This is a genomic window from Barnesiella sp. An22 (genome assembly GCF_002159975.1).
In the GTDB taxonomy this organism is placed as follows: Bacteria; Bacteroidota; Bacteroidia; order Bacteroidales; family Barnesiellaceae; genus Barnesiella; species Barnesiella merdigallinarum.
Genome location: NZ_NFJR01000021.1, coordinates 19,102 through 31,589, shown reverse-complemented (window position 1 = coordinate 31,589; position 12,488 = coordinate 19,102). Strand labels below are relative to the sequence as shown.

The following is a 12,488-nucleotide window of genomic DNA, read 5'->3' as shown; positions in this document are numbered from 1 at the left end:
ATCCGTCTCTTACAAGGAGAGCGATAGATTGGATAGGATAATAATAATTAACTATATAATAACAATGAGATGTAAAAATTGTGGCTGGGAAAATCCTGCAGGAAAATCAAAATGTGAGAAGTGTAATGCACCTCTTACAGGCTCTATGATTGAACATGAGAGTCATAATTATAATAGAGAAAGTATCAGTGAGGAGCGAGAATCTCTTCATTCTACAGTTCGTGAAAGCAGTGTCTTTGGCAAAATGAGCAATGCATCTCAAACAGGGAATAAGGTCTGTGGAAATTGTGGGTATGAGTTAGCTGAAGGGATGAAAGTATGTCCTGCTTGTGGAACTTCTACAGTTGACACAAAGAATAGATATGAAAAAAAATCAAATAATAAATGCCCTAAATGTGGAGCAGAACTTATTCCCAATGCTCGTTTCTGTTCACAATGTGGTCAAACACTTAGAATGGGAACTGTAGGAGCATGGGATAGTCCTCAACATGATGAGTTCTGTACTTTAAGACCTATAGCGTGGACTAAAGAAGAGGTGCAGTACAATCCTATTACTTATTCCGGCCAGGTTATCGTTTTAAACAGAGAAAATACAGACCCAAATAATCAAACCATAACATCAAAAGAACAAGCAGTGTTAACCCATGAAAACGGGGTATGGTACATTGAAGATCATAGCGAGAGAAAATCAACAATGATTCGTGTAAGTAAAAGAACAAAGCTGGAGTCTGGTGATATTATAGCGTTAGGCAACCGTTTGTTTGAATTTAAAGGATAATCCATGTCTATTCAGTGTAATCGTTGTGTATTTCATTCTGGCGATATTATTAACAAACAATATACCGTCATTAAAATGCTTGGAGCAGGAAGTTTCGGGTGTGTATATCGTGTAAAAGATACAAGAGGACAGGATTATGCTCTAAAATTGCTAAAGCTTTGGGAAATTGTTGGTGATGATAGACATCAACTTCTACAAAGATTTGACATGGAATATGAAACAGGTAGAATAAACAGTAATTATCTTGTTCATTCTTATGAAAAAGGATTTGTTGAAGGAAATCCATTTATTATTATGGAATTCTGCCCTAATGGGGATTTAATGGAAGCAGCGGAGAAAGGGAATATTGACTTACTAAAAACAGCCAAGGAAATTTTGTATGGCCTTAAAGACCTACATCTTCAAGGTAAAGTCCACAGAGATTTAAAACCTGAAAATGTACTTATACGTCATGACGGTACGGCTATTCTTACTGATTTTGGTATTTCAGGAGACCAGAACAATAGGCTTACCCAACGTGGAATTTTGGGTATTCCTAAACAGATTTTTGGAACTTTTGCCTATATGCCACCCGAACAGATAAACCCCAAAAGAGGTAATGCAACTGTTTTACCTACCACAGATATATTTTCTTTCGGGGTTATGATGTACCAATTACTTACTTATGAATTGCCATTTGGCCGGTTAGAAACAGAATCCGATCTTCCTCAATATACAGAAAGAGCTAAACGTGGAAAATGGGATAGAGAATTGCTTGAACATTCTTCCAATGGGCATATGTGGCTTCAATTAATAGATGGCTGTCTCGTCCCAGATTTCAAAAAACGGCTTCAAAACGTGGATGAAGTCTTAGCTCTATTGCCTTCTTTAGGTTCAACATATCGGCCTGTGAATTCCGATTCATTTAAGCAGAGGAATACCATTAGAAATGGCATACTTTTAAGAGTGATGCAGGGAGAAGAATATAATAAAGAGTATCGTTTAGACGACCTGATACATGGGAACAGTAGAATTTTAACTGTTGGTCGTGAAACTGAGGATGTTTATAACGTCATTTCAATAAAGGAAACGCTTAGTTCATATGTATCCAGATGTCATTGTACCTTAGAACTTGATTACGAAAGAGGTACTTGGGTAATCCGTGATGGCCAATGGCGCTTAAAATGTCCAATAGGATTACGCTTAAAAGAACTATTTCCCTGCAAGACATGTACAGCCTATTGTAATGGTATTCAAAATAAAAAACATGAATGGATATTATCGATGAATGGTACTTATGTAAATTCAACAGAAGTGAATCGTTCTGGATTCCCTTTAAAGTTAGGAGATATTATTTCAATAGGAGATGTAAAACTTAGAGTTGAAGGATATTGATAATGGCTAGAAAGGAAATAAACATATTTGGAACTTCTTTTTTGGACTTGCTGTCTGGAGCTTTGGCTGCAGTCATAATATTGTTTGTTGTTGTACCTAAAGGTGTACAAGCCGACCCAGAGTTAGTTAAGCAAGTTCAAGAATTAAAGACTGTTGCAAATAATGTGAAAGAAGCTATTGAGAAGATCAAAAACTCTGTACCTAAAGAGGTTTTTGAAAAAATTAAAGAAGAAATTGAAGTTGCAAATAAGAAATTGTCTGAATTTAATGATAAAATAGAAAGATTGGAAGAAGACATTAAGAAGATTTCTTCAGAAAATATGGACTTAAAAGAAAAAATTAAACACCAGCAAGAAGATATAGAGAAACTTAAGCAACAGATTAAGGAACTCACAGAAACATTAAAAACAGAAAAAGGAAAAAACGAAAAAGCCAACAGTACAGCAAATACTGTTGAAAAAACGCTTGGTGTCTTTGCGAAATTTGGCATATTATGCAAATGGGACGAAACAAATACAGACGTGGATATTGGTATTCAAAAATTTGGACAACCGCAAGAGCAATGTTGGAGGAATTATCCATCTAAGAAATGGGGAATTCTTGGTGAAGATGTGCGAGAGCGTATTGATGAGGATGCAGAAGAACGTTTTGAATTGTTTTATGTTCCGCAAATATACCCAGATGAATATACTGTTTGGGTTAATGTATACGAAAACTCTGTATCAAACTATGCTAATGTAACATGCATCTTTGTTTTTCATCCAGGGAAAAATGACGAAATAAAAAAAGAAATTGGCCCAATTGCCATTTCAAAAGGGAACAATAAATTGGTCGCAACTTTTAGACTATCAAACTCAGGCTTTGAATTTGTTAGTTTAAAAGAGCCTATATGGGGAACAGGCAAAGTAATAAAATAGAATTTAGGAAGCATGAATAAAAGAATTTATAGAATACTATTTGGCCTTATCATAACAATGATTGTTATGATGTTATTGGTCGGGGTAACTCCGTCAAATGATGCGCCTCGTATTTTGATTATGTTAGGAGGTACAATGCCAGAAGGTATTATACAAGGCGTAACATATTTTTTCTTCATCTTTGGTATTATGGATGTTATATATTTATTGGGGAAAATATCAGATGAAAAAAAAGTATTATCACAACATTTGTTGCCAGAGAAGGAAAACTGGATTTTAGATGCAGAGGATGCCAATAAAATCAAATTGGATATACAGCAAATAGAACATACTCAAAAGTTCTTGTTGACTGATTTAATTATCAAAGCATGTACTAAATATCGTTTAAGTAAATCAAGTGCAGAGGTGATAAGTCTTGTTGATGCACAAATCCGAATATATAATGAGAAATACGAGAGTGAACAATCATTTATTAGCTATGCAGCATGGGCAGTACCATCTGTTGGCTTTATAGGCACTGTTTTAGGAATTGCAGCATCTTTAGGTTATACAAATGAGGCTAGTACACCAGAAGGACTTGAAAAAGTAACAAGTATGCTGGCTGTTGCATTTGATACAACACTTGTTGCTCTAGTACTAAGTATTATCCTAATGTGGGGAATTCATTATTTAAGGAAGCAACAAGACTCTTTGTTTGCGGACTTGAATTCTTACATTATAGAGAATCTCATAAACAGATTTTATAAATAGTTAATGAGTTAATGAAATATGACACAGGAAACACAACGTTATAAACGTACACTTAACGGGTCAATAGGAGCTGGCATTAAATCCGTGATGGGTTCTTCTAAGAAATATTATATCTTGGAACATAAAGTTTCGTCCAAATATCATAAAGCAGGAGAAGCCCAAGAAATCATTGTTGATCAAATTGAAATTGGTCGCTCTTCCAAATGCCAAGTGCGGTATGATGAGAGCTTTTCGACAGTTAGTCGCAGGCATGCTGCAATAGTTAAGGATGGAGAGAACTGGAAGATAGTGCAATTGTCTTCCACAAATTCAACATTCCTCAATGGGCATAAGATAAAGAATGAATGGTATTTACAGAATGGTGATGAGATACAATTGTCTGTGAATGGCCCAAAATTGGGCTTTATCATTCCATCAGGGAAAAGAGCAACTGTTGGTTCTATTGGATTAACTCGCCGAATGAGTCTGTTTCGCCAACAAGCTTTAAGGCCTTACAAAACTGCTATTGCAACTTTGGCATGTTTAATAGTACTTCTTTCATGTGGAGGCGGGTATAAGTTGTATGATTTACATCAGCAGAATGCACATCTTGCAGAAGTCACTGAAAAACAATCAAAAGAAATAATAGCAGTTAATGCAAGAAACGCAGAGTTGGCCAAAGAAATTACGGCAAAAGGAGAAACCATCAGTGAAATGGGGAAACAGATTGAAGAACTCAAGAAGAGAAAGCCTCAAATTATTAAAGAGGTAATCACCAAAAACGTTTCAGGTAATGTGGATAATGCAGCCATTAACAAGTGCCTTCCGTATATCTTTTATATTCAGACATTAGGTTTTGAGATAACATTTCCTGATGGCAAAAGGACAACTATAGAATGTGGTAGAGGTGAGAATAAACTTCCGGGGTGGTCTGGAACTGGATTTTTGCTTTCCGATGGCAGATTTGTTACAGCTAGACATGTTTCTGAGGGATGGTATTTTTTTGTTAGTGGCGGCAATGTTAACAAGACATTATTGAATCTTAATGCTATAGCGAATAATGGTGGTAAGGTCGTTGCTCATTTTATTGCGATGTCTTCATCTGGAGCAAAAATGACATTTACAAGCGATCAATTCCATTGTAATCGCTCTCATGATAAAGAAAATCATGCAGAAGATGGTACAAAGGTTGTTATGGCATCACTTGATAATACAGATTATGCCTATTTTAATGCGGGAGGAGCAGGCCTGCCCTTTAACTTCTCAAAGAGTAGCAACCTTGAACGAGGAACTAGATTGACTGTTTTAGGTTTTCCTTTAGGTCTAGGTGCAAACTCTTCAACTGACATAAATCCAATTTATGGAAGTGGTATTGTAGCTGCAAATGGATTACAAAATGGGGTTATACTTACCACTGATACGAATTATGAACAAGGAAACTCCGGAGGCCCTGTTTTTTATACGAATGAAAAAGGAGAATTAGAGGTCGTTGGTATAGTATCAGCAGGTGCAGGAAGGAATACTGGGTTTATAGTTCCTATATTAGTAATTAGATAAATTAAAAATAATAAAAATGAAAAAAATAACAACTATATTCATGATGTCTTGGGCGTTAATTGCCAATGCCCAAATTGATAATTTATTCCCATTTAATACTTCAAATCAACAAATTGTTCAGTCTGCTGTTAAGAATGCTTTTGTTGCTATCACAAGTTCTTATCGTTTGCAAGATCCAAAGACGAAGAAATTGTATGGAAGAAATGGTAATGATAATTTTGGGACTATTTCTTCATGGGGATTAAAGATTGACGGAGGAATTGTGCTCCCAGATCAAGCAGTTCGGCCATGGGAGTATGATCCTAATTATAGTAAATATCGTGACAAATACAATACTGTTCCATATCAGATATCGTTCCAAAAAGCCGAAGGGAAAATAGTATTAGACAGTATTGATGTTAAAGTTTGCAATGCACAAAATCTTTTTTATTCAATTAAAGATACTCTTGTAGCAAATGGTGAAGGCTTCAAGATTGACTCATCAGATGGAGAAAAAGATGGATGGATAATCTGGTTGACGGAAGAGAATGATTCAATAAATACCTTCCTCGTGTTTAAAAAGAAAATAGAATTTAAGCCTAATTACAATGTATATGAAGTGGAACAACCAAATACCATAAAGAAAATTCTTGCTGGTATATATGTTGTACCCTCCTATGAAGCAATAGGAATTGTATCCTTTAATCTTTGCGGTATACTCGTTGAGCAAAATGAAAAATGGGATCTTGCGAGAATTTCTATATTACCAAACGAAACTTCTAATCCTAGTAAAGTAAAAGTAAGCCCCCCTGTTGTGCAGGAAGATACAGATACTGAGTTAACACTAATAGAGAGTAACAAGAAAAAAGATAAAAACAAAAAGGACAGGAAATGAAAAGTAAAATTATATTTAAAATGGTTGCCTATACGGATGCGGCAGGTAAGTTTTCTGCCGACGCGCCGAGAAATGGTAATGAGGATAATTTCTTCTTTGCTTACGATTTAAGCAAAGATACTCCATATAAAGGCGAACCTGATTCTGATACCGTGCTGTCCGATTGTGGATTGCTAATGGTTGTTGCTGATGGAATGGGAGGTATGAATGCAGGTGAAGTGGCTTCGCAAATAGCGGTAGATACAGTATCGGACTTTTTTGCTCCAGGAAAGATTTCTGTAGAACTTGCTATGGATCATCAAAAACGCAAGAAGTATATGGAGCGAGTTATCGGTGAGGCTGATATCAGAATAAAAAAGGATGCCAAATTTAATGCCGAACATAGGGGTATGGGTAGTACTATTATAATGGCATGGATCGTGGGCGATGAACTTACATTAAGCTGGTGTGGGGATAGTCGTGCCTACCGATATAACCCTGCAGGCGGTATAGAACTATTGTCAAAAGACCACTCTTATGTTCAAGAATTGGCAGATAAGGGTATAATCAAATACGAAGATACTTTTGACCATCCTCAAGGAAATATTATTACTAGAAGCCTTGGTGATGTTACTCAAAAAGCAATTCCAGAAACAGTTTTGTTCAAGGTTTATAACAATGATATAATTTTGTTGTGTAGTGATGGATTAAGTGGAGTCTTGAGGGACAAGAAAACATATGATGCTGATGGAGAACTCATTGAAGGTGAAAATCTTGAAGATATCATCAGTGCTAATCGTGATTCTTTGAAGAAATGTAGAGAAGCTCTTTGGATAGCTGCAGAAAAAGCGGATTGGTATGATAACGTAACCGCTGTTTTGTGTGAAATTAAATCTGGCGCAGGAACGTATTTACCTATTCAAAAGAATGAAATTCACTCTAAAATACATAATTCTAGTTCTAATGATATAGGTAAGGTATTTAAGGGCATAAACATTCACCTTTCAGCTAAAAGTATATTGTTATGTTTTATAGGGCTACTGACAATAGTAGGTATGAGTTTTTTTACTGGATGGAAATTTTTCTCAAATAAAAAATTTCAGAACAAAACTGCTATTGATTCTACATTTGTTGGAAATCAGAATAGTGTCCAATATGTAAATATTAGCGTGAATTTTGAAAATGATCGGACAGAACTAAAAACAAAATTAGCAAATATTCAAAAGGAATTGGACTTACAATCAAACGACTCCAATATCACCAATCTCGCAGGCCTAATTACTGAGGCCAAAGATACCATAGAACTATCTAACGCAAAACATAAAATAGAACTGTTAGAAAAAAAAGTAACTTTTCTAAAACAGATTAAGGAAATGATTCAGAAAGCTCCAGATTCTAAAATAAAAGGTTTACTAGAACAACTGTATAAAAAGATTTATTTGTCTGAAGAGATTAAAAAAGATAATTGGGCAAGACAAATAAGTGAAATATTGAAAACTATATCTACACCAAAAGAAGTAGGAGGTATGGCTGAAAGTGGAAATGAAGAAATTACTGAAATTGTTGAATCAAAAGATACTATTATTCACGATGCTAAAATTCAGCAAGACGACACATATGAAAGTTTAATCAAATTTCTTGAAGAGAAGAAATTTCCCGGTTATTCTGTTTCCATAGTCAAAGAAAAAATAACTGGCCGTACCTTATTTAATATAAAATCTTCACAAGCAACCATTGATATAAATACATTAAGAGGAAAAGATGTTGAGTTTACGCTGTATAGAAAAAAATAAATTCTAGCATGGAAGAAACGAGGAAAGGTATTATAATAAACAACCGATTTACTTTAGAAGAGTATAAAGGTAGTGGTACTTTTGGCGAGGTGTGGCGTGCATCAGATAGCCAAAATAAAACAGATGTAGCTATCAAAATTTACATATCCTTGAATAGACAGGGCTGTGATGAATTTTTAGAAGAATATAAGATTGCTTCAGGGCTGATACATAAAAATTTGTTAGTAACAGAGCAATATGATGTGTGGCAAAGTAGACCATATCTAACAATGAAGTATTGTGCTAAAGGTTCTGTTGCCAACTTGGTTGGGAAATTAAAACCCTCCATGGAAAATGAAAGGTTAATATGGGCTTTTATTCGGGATGTGTCCTCTGGTTTGGCGTATCTTCATAATTTAGAACCAGATCCAATTGTACATCAAGATATTAAACCTGACAATGTCTTAATTGATTCTGATGGTACTTTCATGATTACAGACTTTGGAATTAGTAAGAAAGTTAGGAATACCTTGAGATCTCAATCCAAGAGAGCCGTAGAAGCTGGTGCAACAGCCTATATGGGTCCTGAGCGATTCTCAAAACAACCAACCCCAATACTTGCAAGTGATATATGGTCATTGGGGGCTTCTATCTATGAATTGGCAGAAGGAGAACTTCCTTTTTCAGGTATGGGAGGAATTATGCTTAAGAACGGTGCAGAAATGCCAGACTTAGAAGGAGGATGGTCAGAAGATTTGAACGATATCATGCATCGTTGTCTTGAGAAAGAGCCGTGGAAACGTGTAAAGGCTCATGAGATAGAACAAATTGCTGCTAAAAAGGTTACGTATTACGATGATCAACTAAAAAGACACCCTGTTGATTCAATATATGACCCAAGAGCTACACAAAGACAAGGCTCCTCAACGTCATCGGTCAATGGTACGGTAAAAAAGGAAGTATCCAAACCGGAGTCTAAACCAAAACGAAAGTCTATCAACACACTTTGGTATTCTATTGTGACAATCGCGGCTTGTTTAATAATATATTTTGGGTTTTTCCATGAAAGTGCAGAATTGAAAGAGGCGAAATCGCATAATGAAACATATACAAATTTGGTCAGTCAATGTTCTAAGTATACAAAACAAGGAGATGGGAATAATACTCAAGCACTCCTCAATGCAAAACAATCTTATTCGGAAATTGTTGGATTAGAAAAAGAATATGCCTCAATACAACCAGAGTTCTATAATAAAGCTGCACAATTAAAAGAACCATTGGATTCTAAACTTTCTGAGGTTGCTAATGCTTGGGCTGAAGCTGCGAGAATGCAGATTGAGAATCTTGGAGACTACCAAAAGGCTATCGAGTTTTATCAACTAGCTTTGTCATTGTGGAATGATGAGTCCATAACACAAGAATTTGAAAATGTAAAAAAAAACACAGCGTATATGTATATCACGGATTGCAAATTCGCAAATACAACCAAAGATTCTAAAATTATAGATGATTATGGTGCGACACTTTACTCAAAAAAGCTTCTTTATTTGTGCCCTAAATTATATTATAAGGGACTTTTGCAAGAATCAGAGTATAAAGATTTGTATATAAAAATCATCAACCCAGATGGAAGCGTAAAGAAAGGGGCAACCTCCCCAGCAGGATATTCATATAAAGAAAGCATTTGGGTTTCTCCTGGAAGTAATAATATAGGGCTTGGTGGATGGGGGAATGACACCCCTAATTATGAAAAAGGTACATATACTGTTGAGATTTGGTATAATAAGAAAGCAATATACACAACGACTGTGCAAGTCATATAAATTTAGGTATGAAAAAAATTATTGGTTTAATAATATTATCCATGTTGTCTATTGTGATGTATGGCCAAACTTCGTGTTATAATGAAACACGAAACAGGGGTATATCATATTATAATAAAGGTCAATATGAGAATGCAATAAAAGCATTTACGGCTGCAAAGTCGTGTCCTGATAAACCCGATAATAATGATTTGGATCAAAGGATTGCTCAATGTAGAAAAAAACAACAGGAAGAGGAGCGTCGCAATCGAGAAAATGAGATTGAAAGACAAAGGGAGGCAGAAAATAGTAGACAACGAGAACAAGAAGAACGTGATAGGGAAAATAAAAATGCTTCAAAAGGTTATATTAATATTAACAGAGTAGTATTTGCGAATGTTAATAATGAAGGTGATATTATAAATGAGTATGGTAGTACGCTTTATGCCTCTGATATCAAATATTTGAGACCAAAGTTTTATATTTCCAGTTTGGCTTCTTCTTCGAAATACATCACATTTTATTGTAAAATGTATACTCCCAATGGAACATTAATGACTGGGGATAGTTCACCTTCAGGTTACACCTACTCTAACAGTTTCACCATACATCCAAATACGACATGGATAAGCATGAGTGGCTGGGGTAATAAAAATGGTGGTACGTATATTCCAGGTACCTACAAATATGAATTATGGTACAACGGTAATCGCCTTTATACAACAAATGTCACACTTTATAAAAGAGAAAATGAGGCAACCAAGCTTACAGTAGATAATAAGACATCTGTATCAACAAGTTTTTCTGAATATGGAGGAACTGAAACCTTTTATGTCAGCACTGATGCAAATGAATGGACAACATGGGGAATTCCTAGTTGGTGTTCGGTACAGAATAAGTCTTCAAGTTCATTCACTTTGAGGTGTGAAGCTAATACTAGTAGAAGTGAGCGTTCTGATTATATGAAAATAAAAGCAGGTAACAAGGAAGTCAGAATAGATATAACCCAAAGTGGCAAAAAAGGTCCATCTGCTGTTATAAACAATTTATGGGTAGAACACAATATCTTTAACGGAATGAGCAAAGGAATGAGGATTCATATAAATCTAACGGTTAATGGTATGCTTGGAAAGACTGTCAAATATTGTGTCTTCTTTTATTTAAATGATAATACAACAAGACTAATTAATATGTTCGGAGGTCATATTTCATCTTCTGCAACGAGCAGGGCTACTTATGAAAGCAGTACTTGGAGTGATTGGTGGATATTTGTCCCATATCAATGGCTATATGCAGCTGCGAATCGCTCTAATTATTGTTCTTTTGATGTTGAGATTCAGGATTTAAATGGGAATCTATTAGTTAGAAAAGCTAATACTCAGTTCGTTTTGTATTAAATTCATTATACAAATGTAGTGTCAAAACTCATCTTTTTTAATTAATAATTTGAACATCCTAAAAGACTAAAGAATGGGTTGTATCAAGAAGCTCGAGGATGTAAATTAAACTGTGTCAGCAAAGAGTAAAATAAAATATTAACTTTGCTAACACAGTTTTTTATGAAATAAGAATTTGATTTTGAAAGTATCAGGAACAAGGCTATTGAACAGTTAAAAGCGGGCAAGCCCTTGTTAGGTAAAGACGGCGCTTTTGCTCCTTTATTAGAAAGTATCCTGAATGCAGCTTTGGAAGGTGAAATGGATGCACATCTTACAGAAGAAGAACGTCAGACGGGTAACCGTCGTAACGGGAAAATGCAGAAACAGGTCCAGACTCCATTGGGCGAGGTAACCGTTTCCACTCCCAGTGACCGTAATTCAAGTTTTGATCCACAGTTCATCAAGAAGCGTGAGACAATTCTGGCAGAGGGTGTTGCAGACCGTATAATCGGCCTGTATGCTCTTGGTAACAGCACACGCGAAATCAGTGACTGGATGGAAGAGAATCTTGGTAACCGTGTCTTGGCTGATAAAATCAGCGCCATTACAGACCGTGTACTTCCGGAAATAAAGGCATGGAAATCACGCATACTTGATTCTGTCTATCCTATAGTCTGGATGGATGCCATCCATTACAAAGTAACGGATGAACGTGGCTGTGTTGTTACACGTGCAATCTATAATGTGTTGGGTATCGACAGAGAAGGACATAAGGAGCTGCTCGGAATGTATATATCAAGAAATGAAGGAACAAACTTCTGGCTCAGTGTTCTGACAGACCTCCAAAACCGTGGAGTTGAAGATATTCTTATTGCCTGTATAGACGGCTTGAAAGGTTTCCCTGAAGCAATCCAAAGTGTTTATCCCAATACAGCCGTACAGCTTTGTGTCGTATATCAGATACGTAATTCCATCAAGTATGTTGGCTCCAAAAATCAAAAGGAGTTTCTGAAGGATTTGAAATGTGTCTATCAGGCTGTAAATAAAGAATCCGCAGAAAATGAACTCCTCAAGTTGGAAGAGAAATGGGGAGAACAGTATCCTATCGTCATCAGGTCATGGCAGGACAACTGGGATAAACTCTCCGAATACTTCCAGTACACTCCGGCTATCCGTAAGCTTATATATACTACAAATACCGTTGAAGGATATCACCGCCAGATCCGTAAGGTAACAAAAAATAAGGGTGTGTTCCCGTCGGATACGGCCCTTGAAAAACTGGTTTATCTTGCATACCGCAACATACGGAAAAAGTGAACCATGCCAT

At 35.9% G+C, this 12,488-nt stretch carries 9 protein-coding genes and 1 pseudogene; all 10 read left to right on the top strand.

All coding sequences use genetic code 11. The annotated features are described in order from the left end of the window. Nucleotides 1-778 (top strand): zinc-ribbon domain-containing protein (locus B5F38_RS13395; RefSeq protein ID WP_206422498.1); only part of this gene is annotated, 778 nt, incomplete at its 5' end. Between the two features lie 3 nt (nt 779-781). Continuing rightward, a complete protein-coding gene (locus B5F38_RS13390) occupies nt 782-2,152 on the top strand; it encodes an FHA domain-containing serine/threonine-protein kinase (RefSeq protein ID WP_087409633.1) in 1,371 nt (456 codons plus the stop codon). A 2-nt stretch (nt 2,153-2,154) separates the two neighbouring features. Continuing rightward, a complete protein-coding gene (locus B5F38_RS13385) occupies nt 2,155-3,069 on the top strand; it encodes a DUF3829 domain-containing protein (protein WP_087409632.1) in 915 nt (304 codons plus the stop codon). A gap of 12 nt (nt 3,070-3,081) precedes the next feature. Then, nucleotides 3,082-3,819, top strand: coding sequence for a MotA/TolQ/ExbB proton channel family protein (locus B5F38_RS13380; protein WP_087409631.1), 738 nt, complete (start codon nt 3,082-3,084; stop codon nt 3,817-3,819). An 18-nt stretch (nt 3,820-3,837) separates the two neighbouring features. Beyond that, complete coding sequence (locus tag B5F38_RS13375; RefSeq protein WP_087409630.1) at nt 3,838-5,355, top strand: FHA domain-containing protein; 1,518 nt, start codon at nt 3,838-3,840, stop codon at nt 5,353-5,355. A gap of 16 nt (nt 5,356-5,371) precedes the next feature. Further along, a complete protein-coding gene (locus B5F38_RS13370; protein WP_143240987.1) occupies nt 5,372-6,229 on the top strand; it encodes a hypothetical protein in 858 nt (285 codons plus the stop codon). Further along, nucleotides 6,226-8,001 (top strand): protein phosphatase 2C domain-containing protein, encoded by a 1,776-nt coding sequence (locus B5F38_RS13365; protein ID WP_087409628.1) that lies wholly within the window; start codon nt 6,226-6,228, stop codon nt 7,999-8,001. The genes B5F38_RS13370 and B5F38_RS13365 overlap by 4 nt, the downstream gene beginning before the upstream one ends. 8 nt (nt 8,002-8,009) lie before the next feature. Next, nucleotides 8,010-9,803: a serine/threonine-protein kinase gene (locus B5F38_RS13360; RefSeq protein ID WP_087409627.1), complete on the top strand. Its 1,794-nt coding sequence runs from the start codon at nt 8,010-8,012 to the stop codon at nt 9,801-9,803. An 8-nt stretch (nt 9,804-9,811) separates the two neighbouring features. Next, entirely contained in the window at nt 9,812-11,179 is a 1,368-nt protein-coding gene (locus B5F38_RS13355; protein WP_087409626.1) for a BACON domain-containing carbohydrate-binding protein, read from the top strand. A 189-nt stretch (nt 11,180-11,368) separates the two neighbouring features. After that, a pseudogene (locus B5F38_RS13350) lies at nt 11,369-12,475 on the top strand (IS256 family transposase); the annotation flags it as partial. Nucleotides 12,476-12,488 lie beyond the last annotated feature (13 nt).

Coding starts and splice junctions, on each gene's coding strand:
- B5F38_RS13390 (WP_087409633.1), top strand. CDS start 782: ATGTCTATTCAGTGTAATCGTTGTGTATTTCATTCTGGCGATATTATT.
- B5F38_RS13385 (WP_087409632.1), top strand. CDS start 2,155: ATGGCTAGAAAGGAAATAAACATATTTGGAACTTCTTTTTTGGACTTG.
- B5F38_RS13380 (WP_087409631.1), top strand. CDS start 3,082: ATGAATAAAAGAATTTATAGAATACTATTTGGCCTTATCATAACAATG.
- B5F38_RS13375 (WP_087409630.1), top strand. CDS start 3,838: ATGACACAGGAAACACAACGTTATAAACGTACACTTAACGGGTCAATA.
- B5F38_RS13370 (WP_143240987.1), top strand. CDS start 5,372: ATGAAAAAAATAACAACTATATTCATGATGTCTTGGGCGTTAATTGCC.
- B5F38_RS13365 (WP_087409628.1), top strand. CDS start 6,226: ATGAAAAGTAAAATTATATTTAAAATGGTTGCCTATACGGATGCGGCA.
- B5F38_RS13360 (WP_087409627.1), top strand. CDS start 8,010: ATGGAAGAAACGAGGAAAGGTATTATAATAAACAACCGATTTACTTTA.
- B5F38_RS13355 (WP_087409626.1), top strand. CDS start 9,812: ATGAAAAAAATTATTGGTTTAATAATATTATCCATGTTGTCTATTGTG.